Genomic DNA, 15,169 nt, shown 5'->3' with positions numbered 1-15,169 from the left:
CGCACCGCCTTTCCCCAGCTCCGCCTTCCCGACCGGACTGTCCGGATTTGGTCCACATCCCCAGCCCGATCGCGGGCGGCCGGGCAACCGTCTACCGTGCCCAGTGCGCGAACGACGGGAGGGTTCGGACATGCGGGATAACGCGGACGTGCGGGACGGCACCGGCGAGGAGCACACCAGCCGGCCAGAACCCGCCGCCCGGCAGCGGTCCACCCGTTGGTTGGCTGCCCGCAGGACGAGCCTGCGCCGGTGGTGTGCGCTGGGCACGCTGCTCTGGCGGGCCGGGCGCTGGCGCACCGCCGGCCTGGCCGCACTGATCCTCCTCAAGGGCCTGCTCCCGACCGGAATCGTCCTCGCCACCGGACTGCTCGCCGCGGCTCTACCCGACGCGATCCGCGACGGTCTCGAATCCCCCGCCGGGCGGCAGGCCCTCCTCGCGCTGAGTCTGGTGGTCGCGGGATTCACCGCGGGTTCGGTCGTGGGTGCCTTCGCCGACTACGCCGCGCGCGCCCTGGACGACCGCTACGCGCTCGCCGTCCACGAGGCCGTCGTCAACGCCACCGTGCGGACCCGCACCATCGAGGCGCTCGAGGACCCCTCGGTCGCGGGCGAGATCGCCGCGCTGGAAGAGGTCGAGCGGGCCGACGGTCACCTGACCACCGCCCAGAACCTCCGCGGTGTGCTCGAGTACCGCATCGGCGGTGTCGCGGCGGCCGTCGTCGTGTTCACCTTCGCCTGGTGGGCGCCGTTCGTACTCCTCACCGGCTGGGTCGTGCTCACCTCGGGATTCGTGCGGTGGGTGGAGAAGGGTGCGGAGTTGGGAGCGAAGCTGGGCGCCACGCGGATGCGGCGTTCCCGCTACGTACGCAACCTCGCCGTCGAACCCGCCGCCGCCAAGGAGATCCGGGTGTTCGGTCTCGCGGACTGGCTGGTCGGCAGATACGCCGACACCTGGACGGCCACGATGCGCGAGATCTGGCAGGGCCGCCGGCACGCGTCCGGGCGGATCATCGTCTCCGTTGGCGTACTGGTCGCGGCGCTCGGCCTGGTCTTCGGCTGGCTCGGCTGGTCGGTGGTGTACGCGGGGCTGTCACCGGCCCTCGTCGTTGTGTACGCGCAGGCGATTCTCAACACCAGCGGGTTCGGCGTACTCGGAGACATTCAGTGGGCCACCGGCCGCGCGCTCGTGGCGTCCAGTCAGGTGCTCGACCTGGAACGCCGGCTGGCGCCACGGCCGTCCCCCAAACCGCCACCGCCGTCCCGGAAACCGGCGCCGGCGGCCACCGCCACCGTCAACGGGCGACCACCGCGGCGGCCGATCGGCATACGGTTCGACGGCGTCCGTTTCGGCTATCGGGGTCGGCCGCAACCTGTCCTTGACGGCCTCGACCTGACCGTCCCTCCGGGTCAGTCGCTGGCGATCGTCGGGGAGAACGGCGCCGGCAAGACCACCCTGATCAAGTTGTTGTGTGGGTTGTACGAGCCGACGGCCGGACGGATCCTGCTCGACGACGGCGGCGATCCCGAGGCCGCCCGGCAGCGGATCGGCGCGATCTTCCAGGAGTTCGTACGTTATGAGCTTTCGCTGCGGCACAACGTCGCCTTCGGCAACCTCGCCTTGACAGCGGACGACGCGGCGTTGGAGGCGGTGCTCCGCGACGCCGGCGGCTCGGACCTGCTGGCAGAGCTGCGGTCTGGTTGGGGCACCGTCCTCTCCCGCGGCTACGACGGCGGCCAGGATCTGTCCGGCGGCCAGTGGCAGAAGGTCGCGCTCGCCCGCGCGCTGGCGGCCGTCCGCGGCGGCGCCGGCCTGCTGATCCTCGACGAACCCACCGCCGCCTTGGATGTGCGCGCCGAGACAGAGTTGTTCGACCGGTTCCTTGAGTTGACCCGCGACGTCACGACGATCCTGGTCTCGCATCGGCTGGCCAGTGTGCGGCACGCGGACCGGATCGTGGTGATCGCCGGCGGACGGGTGGCCGAGGACGGGACCCACGCGCAACTGATGGCGGACGACGGCGCGTACGCACGGATGTTCACGCTCCAGGCCAGCCGCTTCGCGGTAGCCGGTACGGCTGGGGAGGCCGCCGATGCGTGAGCAGCGGCGTGGCCTGAAACTCCTGCTGGGAACGGCGTTCCGCACCGGACGCTGGCTGATGGTGAGTACCCTCCTCGAACCTCTTGGCCGGCTCGTCAACCCGTTGTTCGCCATCCTCGTCGGCCTGCTCCTGGACGCCGCGATCCGCGGGGACGCTCGTGCCGCCACAGTCGCCATCGTGGCGATCCTCGCCTCGCAGGCGGTCTTCTGGGTGGTGACGTTCCTCGGCAGCGACCTGCGGATCACGCTGTCGGAGAAGGTCGGGTTCGCGTTCGACCACGAGATCGCCCGCCTGAGCGCGACGCTGCCCGGCCTCGACCACCATGAACGCGCGGACTACCAGGACCGGCTGGAGCTGCTCCGGCAGAACCAGGGTGTCCTCGGTGGCTCGATGAACAGCCTGGTCAACACCGCCAACGCGCTCATCGGCGCGGTCGGCGCGCTCGTCGCCGTCGCCTACCTCAATCCCCTGCTGCTCGGCCTGGCGCTGTTCGCCATCCCGGGGCCACTGGTCGCCGTCTGGAACCAGCGCTGGCAGAAGGCCGCCGAGGAGCAGTCCGCCGCGCCGAGCCGGCTGGCCCGACACCTGCGGCGGCTCGCGTACGACCGGGATGCCGGCATGGAGATCCGGGTCTTCGGCCTGCGGGAGGAGATCGCGTCCCGGGTCCGGGGTTCCTGGCTCGCCTCGCGGCGGCCCGCGCTCCTCGCTGCCCGGCGCGGGGCGTTGGCCAACGGCGCGCGGGACGTGATCTTCTCGGTGGGGCTCGGCGGCGCGATCCTCTTCATGCTCTGGCAGGCCACCCGCGGCGAGGCGACGGTGGGGGCGGTGGTCGCGACCGTCGTCCTGTGCCAGCAGGTCCAGATGTACGTGCTGTGGCCGGTCATGGAGCTCGCGAGGTTCGGCACCTCCCTCCGCGCGGCCGGCCGGCTCCTGTGGCTGCAGGACTACGCCGCGGCGCAGCGGGCACCGCTGGCTCGCCGGGAAGCCGGCCGTCCGCTCCCCGGACGCCTGGCCTCCGGAATCGTCTTCGACAACGTGTCGTTCTGTTATCCCGGCAGCGGGCGGTGGGTGCTGCGCAACCTCTCCTTGACGATCCCGGCCGGCTCGGTGACCGCTCTGGTCGGTGAGAACGGCGCCGGCAAGACCACGCTGGTGAAGCTGTTGACCCGCATGTACGAACCCACCGAGGGCCGCATCCTCGTGGACGGCATAGACCTCGCCGATCTCGACGTGGAGCGCTGGCGGGCCCGGCTGTCCGCGGCGTTCCAGGACTTCGCCCGGCTGGAGTTCGCGGCCCGCGAGAACGTCGGTGTCGGTGACCTGCCCCGGCGTGACGACGAGGCCGCGGTATTCGCCGCCCTCGACCGCGCCGGTGCCGCCGACGTCGTACCCACCCTGCCGGACGGTACGGCGACCCAGCTCGGGGCGAGTTGGGAGGGCGGCGTCGACCTGTCGACCGGGCAGTGGCAGAAGCTGGCGCTCGGCCGGGCGCTCATGCGGGCCAACCCGCTGCTGGTGTTCTTCGATGAGCCCACCGCGAGCCTGGACGCGCCGACGGAGCACGCGTTGTTCGAGCGGTACGCCGACGCCGCCCGGTCAGGATCGGCGTACGGCATGGTCACCGTCCTGGTGTCGCACAGGTTCTCCACGGTCAGCGGCGCCGACCTCATCGTCGTGCTCGACGGTGCCCGCGTCGCGGAGTCGGGAAGCCACGAGGAGCTGATCCGGCGCGACGGTCTCTACGCCGACCTCTACAGCCTCCAGGCCAACGGCTACCGCTGATCTTGCGAGAGTGCCCCGGCCTTCAGGCCGGGGGTGAATCGCATCCCTTGTCCGCTCCGACCTTGGCCGTGGGCATCCGCACTGTCCACCCGCGCCCACGGCTGCCCGCGCTCAGTCCGGCCGCTTCTGCTGAGCGATGTAGTCCTTGACCACCTGGAGCGGTGCGCCGCCGCACGAGCCCGCGAAGTACGAGGGCGACCAGAAGCGGCCGTGCATGATCGCCCGGTTGACCCGGCCGGTGAACTCCGCCCGCAGACGCCGGGACGAGACGCCCTTGAGGCTGTTCACCAGGTTGGCGAGCGCGACCTTCGGCGGGTAGTGCACGAGCAGGTGGACGTGGTCGGTCTCGCCGTTGAACTCCTTCAGTTCCGCGCCGAAGTCTTCGCAGACCTTGCGCATGACCTCTTCGCAGCGCGTCAGCATCTCGTCGTTCATGACTCCGCGCCGGTACTTCGTGACGAACACCAAGTGTGCATGCAGGTTGTAGACGACTATTCGACCCCTGCGGATATCGGGGTTCGGTTCCCATCGTGGTGACATAGGCCAATGGTAGAGTGATCGCGATGCAGCTTCGGTACAGCTTCCGCCTGTACCCGAGCGCCGGTCAGCTTCGCGTCCGCGAGGAGGCCCGCGCGGCGGGGCTGCCGTTCGTCACCTCGGCGGAGCTGTCGAAGCGCCTCACGGCAGCGAAGAAGGGCCCGGAGCGGGCCACGGCGCCGGATGGTCGGCGTTCGTGAACATGCTGGAGTACAAGGCCGCCCGGTACGGGCGCACCTTCGTGAGGATCGGCCGGCTCGAACCGACCTCTCAGGTGTGCACGGCGTGCGGCGTGAAGGACGGCCCCAACCACCTGCACGTCCGTACGTGGACGTGTGAGGCGTGCGGGGCGGTCCTGGACCGGGACGTCAATGCGGCCGTGAACATTGGCCGGGCCGCCGGACTGGCGGTGTCAGCCTGTGGAGCGCAGGTAAGACCGGTACCCGTACCGGCGCAGCGCAGTGAAGCAGGAACCCGCCCGAGGCGACCCACACGGCTCGTGTGGGTCGCAGGCGGGAATCCCGGGCCTTTAGGCCCGGGAGGAAGTCAACGCTGAAGTATCCTCGACCCCGACGTGGCCAGCTGGCCAGCCAACCGAAGCCAGTCCCAACCGAATGCGGGGACAACCACCGATGCTCGACCGCGCCACCATCGACTCCCTCTTTCCCGCTGACCTGCCCGACCCGGCGTACTGGGAAGAGCAGTACCCGCCCCGGCAGCTGCCCGAGGGCGCGAAGGTGGTCCGGGTGGCGCCGTCCCCGACCGGGTCCGCGCATATCGGTCTGATCTACGTCGCGATGATCGACCAGGACATCTCGCGCACGTCCGGCGGCGTCTACTTCCTGCGGGTCGAGGACACCGACCAGTCCCGCGAGGTCGAGGGAGCGCTGGCGCAGTTCGACCGGGCGTTCGCCTACTTCGGGGTCGAGCCGAGTGAATCCCGGGATGCCGGCGCCTACGGCCCCTACCTGCAGTCGCAGCGGTCGCGGATCTACATGACCTACGTCCGCGAGCTGCTGCGCGAGGACAAGGCGTACCTCTGCTTCGCCACCAAGGACGAGCTCGCCCAGATCACCCAGGCGCAGCAGAAGGCGAAGCTGCCGACGGGCTACTACGGCCGCTGGGCGATCTGGCGGAACGCGTCGGCCGAAGACGTCCGGGCCCGACTCGAGGCCGGCGAGCCGTACGTCGTGCGGTTCCGCTCGCCCGGCGAGCAGGGCCGCCGTACCCGCTTCGTCGACGCCATCCGTGGCGAGCTGGAGCACGAGTCCAACCGCAACGACGTGGTGATCCTCAAGTCCTCCGACCAGGAGCCGCGGCTGCCGACGTACCACTTCGCGCACGCCGTCGACGAGCACCTCATGCGGGTCAACCTCGTCATCCGCGCCGAGGAGTGGATCTCCTCGGTCCCGCTGCACCTGCAGCTGTTCGAGGCGTTGGGCTTCGAGGTTCCGGAGTTCGCCCACATCGCGCCGCTCACCAAGCAGGAGGGCGGGAGCAAGCGCAAGCTGTCCAAGCGCAAGGACCCCGAGGCGTCGGTCGACTACTACATGGAGGTCGGCTACCCCGCACCTGCCGTCGACTACTACCTGCGGGGTCTGGCCAACGGCCGGCTCGCCGACCTCCCGCTGGCGGAGGCGCTCGCCGAGCCGATCCGGTTGGAGGAGTTCGGGGTCGCCGGACCTCTGGTCGACCTGGTGAAGCTGGAGGACATCAGCGGCGACTACGTCTCCACCCTGGCCGGCGAGACGATCATCGAGGAGATCTCCGGATGGGCTTCCGACCATGACGCTGAGCTGGTGCGAATCCTGCGGGACGAGCGGGACCTCGCGCTCCGGGCGCTCGCGGTCGAGCGTGAGGGCGTGGAGAACCCCCGCAAGGACCTCCGCAAGTGGTCCGACTTCCGGCCGGCGTACGCATTCTTCTTCCCGGAGCTGTTCCCGGTCGTGGACGATCCGTCCGACGAGCGGCTCGGAGGGCTCGCGCCGGAGCTGGTCCGTACGCTCGCGCGGGAGTTCGCCGGCAGCTACCAACCACTGGACGACCCGCAGGAGTGGTTCGGGCAGATCCGCGACCTCGCGGGCCGGCACGGCTTCGCCAAGAACGCGAAGGAGTACAAACGCGACCCCGATGCCTACCCCGGCTCGATCCGCGAGGCCGCGCAGGTGATCCGGGTCGCGTTGACCGGCTCCACCCGGAGCCCGGATCTCTTCGCCGTCGCCCACGCGCTCGGCACCGACGAGGTGCTGCGTCGGGTGCGTGCGCTCGCCGGCTGAGGTTTACGCGGACAGCCTGGTGGGGTGAACGTGACCATCCGCACGGACGCCGACGCGGGGACCACCCCGCGGGTCACGACACCGCTGGCCATGGCGTTCGTCCGTACCCCGCTGATCCTGCTGGGCATGAGTGTCGCCTTCGTGGTGTTCGTGGCCCGCGGTTATCCCGACGCGCTCCCCCTCGCCGCCACCACGTCGACGATCGCCGTCACCGTGACCAACGTCGTCAACCTTGGCTTGCTCCGGCGGCTGCTCCACCGCGAAGGTCGGCGTGTCCGCGCGCTCATCGGCTTCAACCGGACCCGACTCGCGCGAGACGTCGGTTGGGGGTTTGTCTGGCTGTTCGCGTTCTATGCGCTCTTCGTCATACCTCTGGTCCTGGTGCCCCTGGCGATCTTCCAGCCCACGACCGCCGCGGAGTTCCAGGCGGCGTACGCGCAGACCTTCACCGGTCTGTACGCCGACCTCCAGACCACCAACGCCATACCCGCGTGGTTGGGCATCATCGTCGGGGTCAGCTTCCCGTTCCTCAACGCGCCGGTCGAGGAGCTGCACTATCGCGGGTGGGTGCAGCCCCGGCTCGCGGCGGCGACCGGGCGACTCTCCGTGGGGATCGCCATCGCGGCGCTCGGCTTCGGGCTCCAGCACATTCTCTTCGCCGCCAGCCTCGCCGGAGCCGTGACCTACTTCTTCGCGTTCGTCTTATGGGGTGGGGCAGCCGGACTCGTCTACCAGCGGCAGAAACGCCTGCTGCCGTTGATCGTGGCGCATTTCCTCACCAACCTGCCGTTCGGCGTTCTGCCCGTGGTCTTCAGCCTCACCGGCTGAAGACGGCGACCTTCCTGACCCTGGGCTCTCAGGCCAGGTGGGGGAACCACAGCGCGATCTCGCGCTTGGCCGCGTCCAGCGAGTCTGAACCGTGGACCAGGTTCTCCCGGTTGGACAGCGCCAGGTCACCCCGGATCGTGCCGGCGGCCGCCTTGCGCGCATCGGTCGCGCCGTTGAGCAGGCGGACGACCTCGATCGCCTCCTCACCTTCGAGCACCGCCGCGACCAGCGGGCCGCTCGTCACGAACTCCCGCAGCGGCGGATAGAACGCCTTGCTCACGTGCTCGGCGTAGTGCAGGTCAGCCATCTCGCCGTCGATGGTGCGCAGGTCCATCGCCACCAGCGTGAGACCCTTGCGTTCGTAGCGGCTCAGGATCTCCCCCACCAGGCCACGGCTGACAGCGTCGGGCTTGAGCAGGACCAGTGTGCGCTCGGACACGCGAACTCCTTCAAGGTGCGAGGTCAGGCGAGGCACGGCCGACCCCGTACAGATGGGGTACGAACCGCCCGCGCAGCGTAGCCGGTCACGGTTCGTGTTGGCGGAGTGTGGTCGCGCATCGCCCGCGCTGCCCTCCCGCTAGTCGGCGGGCGGGGCCGACTGATCGTGCGCTGCCTTCGACGCCGCGATCCGCCGGTCGAGCACCAGGAACCCGAACCACATCACGCCGAAGATCACACCAAGAACGAACATCAGGGGTACGACGAACCCCAGGCCGAACACCACCACCTGCAGCACCGATCCCAGCACCTTGCCCACCGGGAACCTCAGCAGCCCCGTCACCACCAGGCAGGTGACCGCCGCCGCCCCGCCGACCGCGCCGGCGAGTGCCGACGGCACCTCGCCCAGCGTGATCGCCACGGGGATCGCGAGTCCGATGATGATCGCCTCGAACACCAGGATCGCGGACAGGACAGAACGCACCGTAACCTCACCGGCCTCCGAAAAGGACCCGCGCCTCACCGGCGGTGATCACGGAGCCGGTGACGAGTACGCCGCCGCTCCCCATCGCCGTACTCCCCTCGTCGGCGAGCCGGACGCCGAGGTCCAGCGCGTCGTCGAGCCGGGCGGCAATATCCACCCGGTCCTCGCCGAAGACGTCGATCGCGAGCTCCGCGAGCTCGGCGGCCGGCATGGCGCGCTGGGTGGAGTTCTGGGTGCAGACGATCCGGGCCATGACCGGCTCGAACGCCTCGAGGACACCCTCGATGTCCTTGTCCTGCATCATGCCGACGACACCGATGAGAGGCTCGAACACGAACGCCTCGGTCATCGCCGCCGCGGCCGCGGCCGCACCGTGCGGGTTGTGAGCGGCGTCGAGGATGACGGTGGGGCTACGGCGGACAACCTCGAGCCGGCCAGGTGAGCTGACGTTCGCGAAGCCCTCGCGTACCAGGTCGGCGTCCAGGCCCTCGCCCTCGACGACCCCGCCGGCGAGGAACGCCTCGACCGCGGCGAGCGCGCAGGCCGCATTGTGTGCCTGGTGGACCCCGTGGAGGGGGAGGTAGATCCCGTCGTAGGTGCCGGTGAGTCCCTTGAGGGCGAGTTGCTGCCCGCCGACCGCGAGCTCCCGGTCGACGACCCCGAACTCCAGCCCCTCGCGGGCGACGGTCGCGCCCACCTCGGCGGCCCGCCGCATCAGCACTTCGGCCACCTCCAGCTCCTGCTGGGCGATCACCGCGATGGCACCGGGCTTGATGATGCCGGCCTTCTCACCCGCGATCTCGACCGGCGTCGCGCCGAGGTACTTCGTGTGGTCCACCGCGATCGGGGTCACGACCGCCACCTTGCCGGCGGCGACGTTGGTGGTGTCCCAGGTGCCGCCGAGCCCGACCTCCAGCACGGCCACGTCGACAGGTGCGTCGGCGAACGCCGCGAACCCCAGGCCGGTCACGACCTCGAAGAACGACATCGGCCGGCCCAACCGCTGATCGGCCAGGTCGACGAACGGCATCACCTCGGAGTAGATCTCGACGAACCGCTCCGGCGAGATCGGCTCCCCGGACAGCGTGATCCGCTCGCGGATCTCAGCCAGGTGCGGGCTGGTGAGCCGACCGGTCCGGAGCCCGAACGCCACCAGTAGCGAGTCGATCATCCGAGCCGTGGTGGTCTTGCCGTTGGTGCCGGTGAGGTGGATGACCGGCGCGGCCTGCTGGGGATCGCCGAGGAGTTCGCAGAGCAGGCGGATCGGCTCGAGCGAGGCCCCTTCGACGGACTTGTGCTCCGGCAGCCGGCCGAGCAGCGCCCGCTCGGTCTCGACGTACGCCGCCTCAGTGGAACGCGCCCGCGCCCCGTCCGCCGCTTCCCGCCCTGCCATCAGCGCCCTCGACTCTGCATCGTCGTCCACCCCGCACATTGTTCCGCCCCGCCGGATGACGGCCGCGCAAGGGGGGTTCGCCCTGGGGGGCCGATCGCGGGAGCGATTGGACGACATCACTCACCGAGACGTCAAAGCGAGCCTGCGAGCAGTCCGGTGAGGGATGTCGCCCCAATCGTTCCCGCCCGTCAGGATCCGGGCAAACCGGCCAGCTGGCCTTCGAGCCGGGCGATCTCGGCCTCGGCGGCCGCGAGCTGGCCCCGGACCTTCTCCACCACCGGCGCCGGCGCCTTGGCGAGGAACTCCTCGTTGCCCAGCTTGCGTTCGGCCTGGACCTTCTCCTTTTGGGCGTTGCCGAGGTCCTTCTCCAGCCGCTTCCGCTCGGCGGCCACGTCGATCGTGCCGGCGGTGTCGAACTCCACGGTGACCTGCTCGACCAGGAGGGAGGCGGTACGGGTGAACGCGGTGCCGGCCGGGTCGAGCCGCAGCAACGACCGGATCGCCGGCTCGTGCGGGGCGAGGACGGTCTCCTCGATCCCCACGAGCTGGGCCGGCACCCGTTGGCCCGGCTTGAGGCCCTGGTCGGACCGGAACCTCCGGACCTCCGTGACCAGTCGCTGCAGCGCGGTGATCTCCGCCTCCGCGGCCGGATCGACGTACGCCGGCTCAGCGGTCGGCCACGCGGCGACGACCAGCGACTCCGCCTCGCCGGGGGCAACCCCAGACGGACCGCGGGTCACCGCGAGCCACAGCTCCTCAGTCACGAACGGCATCACGGGGTGGAGGAGCCTCAGCAGCCGGTCGAGCACATGCCCCAGGACCGCGCGGGTGGCATCCGCGGCCTCCCCGCCCGCCGTCAAGGAGGTCTTGGCAAGCTCGACGTACCAGTCGCAGAACTCACTCCACGCGAACGCCTGGATCGCCTCGCATGCCTTGGCGAACTCGTAGCCCTCATACGACGCGTCGACGTCGGCGATCACCCGGTGCAGGCGGGACAGGATCCAGCGGTCGGCGCTCGACAACTGCTCCGCCGGCGGGACCGGCAGCTGCGCGGAGGCGCCGTTCATCAACGCGAACCTGGTGGCGTTCCAGAGCTTCGTCGCGAAGTTGCGCGAACCCTGGCACCACTCCTCGCTGACGGGCACGTCGGAGCCGGGGTTGGCGCCGCGGGCCAGCGTGAACCGGGTCGCGTCGGCGCCGTACCGGTCGATCCAGTCCAGCGGGTCGACGACGTTCCCGAACGACTTCGACATCTTCTTGCCGTGCGCGTCACGGACCATGCCGTGCAGGACGATCTCCCTGAACGGCACGCTGTCGACCGGCCCGCGATCCTTCATGGCGTACAGGCCGAACATCGCCATCCGCGCCACCCAGAAAAACAGGATGTCGTAGCCGGTGACGAGCACGCTGGTGGGGTAATAGCGGGCGAGATCGTCGGTCTCGTCGGGCCAGCCGAGGGTCGACATCGGCCAGAGTCCGGAGGAGAACCACGTGTCGAGGACGTCCTCGTCCTGTGTCCATCCCTCCCCGGACGGCGGCTCCTCGTCGGGTCCGACGCAGACCACCTCGCCGGCGGGGCCGTACCAGACCGGAATGCGGTGTCCCCACCACAACTGGCGCGAAATGCACCAGTCGTGCATGTTGTCGACCCAGGAGAAGTAGCGCTTGGCCATCTCGGGCGGGTGGATCGCGATCCGGCCCTCGCGTACGGCGTCGCTCGCGGCCTGGGCCAGCGGCTCCACCTTGACGAACCACTGCAGCGACACCCGGGGCTCGACGACCGTGTCACACCGCTGGCAGTGCCCGACCGCGTGGCGGTACGGCCGGACCTCCTTCTCGATCCGCCCCTCCGCCCGCAGCGCCGCGACCACGCTTGGCCGCGCCTCGAACCGGTCGAGGCCCTGGAACATCCCGTGCGCGGTGATGACACCGTGCTCGTCCATGATCGTGATGCTCGGCAGGCCGTGCCGCTGGCCGATCTCGAAGTCGTTGGGGTCGTGAGCGGGGGTGACCTTCACCGCACCGGTCCCGAACTCCGGGTCGACGTGCACGTCGGCGACGATCGGGATCCGCCGCCCGGTCAACGGAAGCTCCACCTCGGCGCCCACCAGGTGGGCGTACCTCTCGTCGCTCGGGTGGACGGCGACCGCCGTGTCGCCGAGCATCGTCTCGGGTCGGGTCGTGGCGACGACGACAGACGCGTCACCCTCGCCGTACCGGATGGAGACGAGCTCGCCGTCGTCGTCGGAGTGCTCCACCTCGATGTCAGACAGCGCGGTGAGGCAACGCGGGCACCAGTTGATGATCCGCTCGGCGCGGTAGATGAGCCCGTCGTCGTACAGCCGCTTGAACATCGTGCGGACCGCCTTGGAGCGGCCCTCGTCCATCGTGAACCGCTCGCGGCTCCAGTCGACCGAGTCGCCGAGCCGGCGCATCTGGCCGAGAATCCGGCCGCCCGACTCGACCTTCCACTGCCAGACCCGCTCGACGAACGCCTCCCGGCCAAGATCGTGGCGGGACAGGCCCTCCTTGGCCAGCTCGCGTTCGACGACGTTCTGTGTGGCGATCCCGGCGTGGTCCATGCCGGGCAGCCAAAGCGTGTCGAACCCCTGCATCCGGCGCCGGCGGACCAGGATGTCCTGGATGGTGTGGTCCAGCGCGTGCCCGACATGGAGCGATCCGGTGACGTTGGGCGGCGGGATCACGATCGAGAACGGCGTCGCTTCCGGCTCGCCCGACGGCGTCCCTGCGTCTTTGCCGGCGCGACCCCGGGCCGCGAAGTAGCCCGCCTCCACCCAGCGTTCGTACAGCTTTCCTTCCACCTCGCCGGGGGTGAAGGTCTGCGGCAGCTCGGGCGCGGATGGTTCGGGACGCTGGGCACTCATGCGGTGCAGTTTAGGGATCGGTTAATCGCTGGTGCTGCGGGCGGTGTGGGGTCAGACTCCTGCGCGTGAGCGAGACGAGATCTCCTGAGCACCCTTCCTACTCCCTGCGGCCCGCGACCGCGGCCGATGCCGGGTACCTGGGCGAGATGTTGCTGGCGGCGTTCAACTGGGACCCCACGTGGCCGGGGTTCACGCTGGCGAAGCTGCGCGCGGACCCGAAGCTGTGGAAGTACGTCGACGGCTGGCCGGCAGCGGGCGAGCAGGGAACCATCGCCGAGGCGACCAACACCGACGGGTCGGGCGCGCTGGTCGGTGCGGCTTGGTGGCGCTACTTCCCCGCGGAGCGACCGGGCTACGGCTTCGTCGCGGCCGACGTACCCGAGATCACTCTCGCCATCGCCGCGGACTGGCGCGGGCGAGGGGTCGGACGAGCGCTCCTCCGGGCCCTCCTTGATCAAGCTCGGGCGGCGGGTCTGACGCGGATCAGTCTGAGCGTCGAACGCGCGAACGCCGCGGCGGCCGGCCTCTACACCGCGGAGGGCTTCGAGATCGTTGGTGGGGACAAGGACGCCGACACCATGGTGAAGCACCTCTGAGTCCAGACCGATCACACCGCCGTGCCGTTCCTTACGCGTTGGAGAAGCGCGCGGCGTCGACCGGCGACCGCGGCCACCGTCAGGCTTATGCACAACCCTCGCGGCCTGAGTGGGGCGGGCGGGCGCCAACGTGGCTGAAGTGCGTCGGCTTCTTTGCGGAGGCTCCTCCGCCACGTCAGGGTTTACGTTGGTGGCCAATCTCGCATAGTGAGCGATCTTCGGGCCGGTTCATGATCAACTTGTGGAAGTCGCCCACCGTTCGCGCGATTCGTGGGCGTTTTCCGCAAGTTGATCATGAACGAGCTGCAAGTCGTCCGGTAAGCCGTCCGAAATGTGGACGGCCCGGGGGTGAGCTCCACCGAACCTTGAGTAGATGCCCAGTTCTGGGTCGAAAGTGGGCATCTACTCAGGTTCAATCGAGGCGGGCCGACCCGTCTCACATTGCGTATAGCTTCTGCGGTGCGAGGCGAGGCATGGTCCCACCATGCAAGGCAAATTGCCGCGTTGACGGCTCGCTGCACCGCGCGGCGCGGCAGCCTCGTGGTGGGCGGGTCATCTGCGATCGTGGAGATTCCGGGGTGCTATAACACCCCGGAGTTTCCACGGTCTTACTGAAGTACAGCAGCCGTCTCGAATGGCGTACACCCGGCCGTATCGGATAATGAGAAACCAGGCCTCTGTCTCACATTGTGTACACCCTTTGGTGGACCTCACGCGGCAAGTCCCCACCTCACTAGGCAAATTTGCCTTGCCTGGTGGGAACATGCCCCGCCTCGCACCAGAGAAGGCGTACACAATGCGAGACGCCGCCCGCGGCACGCCCCGACCTGGCGAAGGTGCGGCGCCTTCTTTGCCGGGACACTCCTACCGACTGCACCAACTCTCGGTCCGAAAGTCGGAGGACCTCCTCAATCGATAGTTCACCCCATGACTGTGGATATTCATTCCATCGTCGATTTCGACGAGCTACGAACTGTGGAATCTCTTGTGGATCCAGGCTGTGGATTTCGCGCTGCGAGCTCAGGCCATGTGGATACAGGCTGCGGATTAGAGCCTGACGAATTTAGCCGCTTCTTCGCTAGCGAAATGGATCACTGGGCCCTATCATTCGAATATGAGTTCGACGGGGAGTGTTGCCGAGTCGACGCTTACTTCTTTGGAGTCGGCCGCCCGTGCGGTGCTGGAGTTGCCGGTGCCGGATTCTGGTGCGGCGGCGTTGGAGCAGGCGGATCGGCTGATGCGGGTTGTTGATCTGGTGCGGCTCGCGTTCGACACTCGCGTTGGTGTGGTGCACGCGTTAGGGAAGCGAAGGCGGCGGGATTTTCGTCGACGTCGGCGTGGCTTCGCGCGGGTGGGCGGATGAATTCGTACGCCGCCTCGGTGCATCAACGCAACGGCAAGCAATTCCGGCGGCTTCAGGCGACGACGGCGGCGTTGGCTGCGGGAGCGATCTCCTACGGCATGGCCACCGCGATCACCGCGGCCGTCGACGTCCTGAAAAACGATGATGCCGCCCGGGTGGCCGAAGAGACACTGCTGAATCTGGCTCGCGATGAGTTTTCGACGGTGGAGAAGGTCGCGCGCGCCGGTAAATACCTGCGACAGGTTCTGGATCCTGATGGGCATCAGCGCGATGAGGAGAAAGCCCACCGCAACCGGTACTTGACAGCACANCTGGAAGACGACGGCAGCATCACAGGCTCCTACCGGCTTCCTCCCGAGGCGGCGGCCCGGTTGCAGGCGCTACTCGACAAGTACGCCCGCAAGAGTGGTTCTGATGACACCCGCACCCAGTCCCAGCGCAACGCCGACGTCCTGATTCAGCTGCTGGTCCAGGCCGTCACCGCCGAA

The 15,169-nt window shown here is 69.0% G+C and carries 14 protein-coding genes; 9 read left to right on the top strand and 5 right to left on the bottom strand.

From position 1 onward, the window contains the following. Positions 1 to 130 precede the first annotated feature (130 nt). The gene (locus B141_RS42105; protein ID WP_020577367.1) at positions 131 to 2,098 is read left to right on the top strand and encodes an ATP-binding cassette domain-containing protein; all 1,968 of its coding nucleotides are present in this window, start codon (positions 131 to 133) and stop codon (positions 2,096 to 2,098) included. After that, positions 2,091 to 3,881: an ABC transporter ATP-binding protein gene (locus B141_RS0122075; protein ID WP_020577366.1), complete on the top strand. Its 1,791-nt coding sequence runs from the start codon at positions 2,091 to 2,093 to the stop codon at positions 3,879 to 3,881. Before B141_RS42105 ends, B141_RS0122075 begins: the two co-directional genes overlap by 8 nt. 111 nt (positions 3,882 to 3,992) lie before the next feature. Here the strand turns inward: B141_RS0122075 and tnpA are convergent, their stop codons facing one another. Next, on the bottom strand, positions 3,993 to 4,421 hold the full coding sequence (gene tnpA / locus B141_RS0122070; protein ID WP_084678447.1) for an IS200/IS605 family transposase: 429 nt from the start codon (positions 4,419 to 4,421) through the stop codon (positions 3,993 to 3,995). A 23-nt stretch (positions 4,422 to 4,444) separates the two neighbouring features. On the opposite strand from tnpA, the gene B141_RS0122065 reads away from it, so the two are divergent. The 4 genes from B141_RS0122065 (at position 4,445) to B141_RS0122055 (ending at position 7,522) form a co-directional block, all read left to right on the top strand. Further along, entirely contained in the window at positions 4,445 to 4,618 is a 174-nt protein-coding gene (locus tag B141_RS0122065; protein WP_157181197.1) for a hypothetical protein, read from the top strand. 2 nt (positions 4,619 to 4,620) lie between these two features. After that, the gene (locus B141_RS52910) at positions 4,621 to 4,974 is read left to right on the top strand and encodes a zinc ribbon domain-containing protein (RefSeq protein WP_420313602.1); all 354 of its coding nucleotides are present in this window, start codon (positions 4,621 to 4,623) and stop codon (positions 4,972 to 4,974) included. A gap of 76 nt (positions 4,975 to 5,050) precedes the next feature. Further along, the gene (locus B141_RS0122060; RefSeq protein ID WP_020577363.1) at positions 5,051 to 6,694 is read left to right on the top strand and encodes a glutamate--tRNA ligase; all 1,644 of its coding nucleotides are present in this window, start codon (positions 5,051 to 5,053) and stop codon (positions 6,692 to 6,694) included. A gap of 24 nt (positions 6,695 to 6,718) precedes the next feature. After that, entirely contained in the window at positions 6,719 to 7,522 is an 804-nt protein-coding gene (locus B141_RS0122055) for a CPBP family intramembrane glutamic endopeptidase (RefSeq protein WP_020577362.1), read from the top strand. A gap of 28 nt (positions 7,523 to 7,550) precedes the next feature. On the opposite strand, the gene ndk is transcribed toward B141_RS0122055, so the two are convergent. The 4 genes from ndk to B141_RS0122035 all read right to left on the bottom strand — a co-directional run bounded on the left by ndk (position 7,551) and on the right by B141_RS0122035 (position 12,722). Then, on the bottom strand, positions 7,551 to 7,961 hold the full coding sequence (gene ndk, locus B141_RS0122050) for a nucleoside-diphosphate kinase (protein ID WP_020577361.1): 411 nt from the start codon (positions 7,959 to 7,961) through the stop codon (positions 7,551 to 7,553). Between the two features lie 138 nt (positions 7,962 to 8,099). Continuing rightward, positions 8,100 to 8,444 (bottom strand): DUF4233 domain-containing protein, encoded by a 345-nt coding sequence (locus tag B141_RS42100; protein ID WP_020577360.1) that lies wholly within the window; start codon positions 8,442 to 8,444, stop codon positions 8,100 to 8,102. Positions 8,445 to 8,451: 7 nt separating this feature from the next. Next, entirely contained in the window at positions 8,452 to 9,837 is a 1,386-nt protein-coding gene (locus B141_RS0122040; protein ID WP_202805870.1) for a bifunctional folylpolyglutamate synthase/dihydrofolate synthase, read from the bottom strand. Positions 9,838 to 10,025: 188 nt separating this feature from the next. Next, positions 10,026 to 12,722: a valine--tRNA ligase gene (locus B141_RS0122035; protein ID WP_020577358.1), complete on the bottom strand. Its 2,697-nt coding sequence runs from the start codon at positions 12,720 to 12,722 to the stop codon at positions 10,026 to 10,028. A 65-nt stretch (positions 12,723 to 12,787) separates the two neighbouring features. On the opposite strand from B141_RS0122035, the gene B141_RS0122030 reads away from it, so the two are divergent. The 3 genes from B141_RS0122030 to B141_RS42095 form a co-directional block, all read left to right on the top strand. Next, positions 12,788 to 13,318: a GNAT family N-acetyltransferase gene (locus tag B141_RS0122030; RefSeq protein WP_020577357.1), complete on the top strand. Its 531-nt coding sequence runs from the start codon at positions 12,788 to 12,790 to the stop codon at positions 13,316 to 13,318. A gap of 1,114 nt (positions 13,319 to 14,432) precedes the next feature. Then, on the top strand, positions 14,433 to 14,681 hold the full coding sequence (locus B141_RS49505) for a hypothetical protein (RefSeq protein WP_157181196.1): 249 nt from the start codon (positions 14,433 to 14,435) through the stop codon (positions 14,679 to 14,681). Beyond that, the coding region (locus tag B141_RS42095; protein WP_020577356.1) for a DUF222 domain-containing protein at positions 14,678 to 15,169 on the top strand (492 nt) is incomplete at its 3' end. The genes B141_RS49505 and B141_RS42095, both read left to right, overlap by 4 nt.

This window comes from Actinopolymorpha alba DSM 45243 (assembly GCF_000373925.1).
GTDB classification, from domain to species: domain Bacteria; phylum Actinomycetota; class Actinomycetes; order Propionibacteriales; family Actinopolymorphaceae; genus Actinopolymorpha; species Actinopolymorpha alba.
Note: the sequence above shows the minus strand (reverse complement) of the source record. Positions and strands in the feature narration are given on the sequence as shown.

Excerpts from the sequence above, each read along its gene's own strand:
- B141_RS0122035 (WP_020577358.1), bottom strand. The coding sequence starts at position 12,722 with ATGAGTGCCCAGCGTCCCGAACCATCCGCGCCCGAGCTGCCGCAGACC.
- B141_RS49505 (WP_157181196.1), top strand. The coding sequence starts at position 14,433 with ATGAGTTCGACGGGGAGTGTTGCCGAGTCGACGCTTACTTCTTTGGAG.
- B141_RS52910 (WP_420313602.1), top strand. The coding sequence starts at position 4,621 with ATGCTGGAGTACAAGGCCGCCCGGTACGGGCGCACCTTCGTGAGGATC.
- B141_RS0122075 (WP_020577366.1), top strand. The coding sequence starts at position 2,091 with ATGCGTGAGCAGCGGCGTGGCCTGAAACTCCTGCTGGGAACGGCGTTC.
- B141_RS0122060 (WP_020577363.1), top strand. The coding sequence starts at position 5,051 with ATGCTCGACCGCGCCACCATCGACTCCCTCTTTCCCGCTGACCTGCCC.
- B141_RS0122065 (WP_157181197.1), top strand. The coding sequence starts at position 4,445 with ATGCAGCTTCGGTACAGCTTCCGCCTGTACCCGAGCGCCGGTCAGCTT.
- B141_RS0122040 (WP_202805870.1), bottom strand. The coding sequence starts at position 9,837 with ATGGCAGGGCGGGAAGCGGCGGACGGGGCGCGGGCGCGTTCCACTGAG.
- B141_RS42105 (WP_020577367.1), top strand. The coding sequence starts at position 131 with ATGCGGGATAACGCGGACGTGCGGGACGGCACCGGCGAGGAGCACACC.
- tnpA (WP_084678447.1), bottom strand. The coding sequence starts at position 4,421 with ATGTCACCACGATGGGAACCGAACCCCGATATCCGCAGGGGTCGAATA.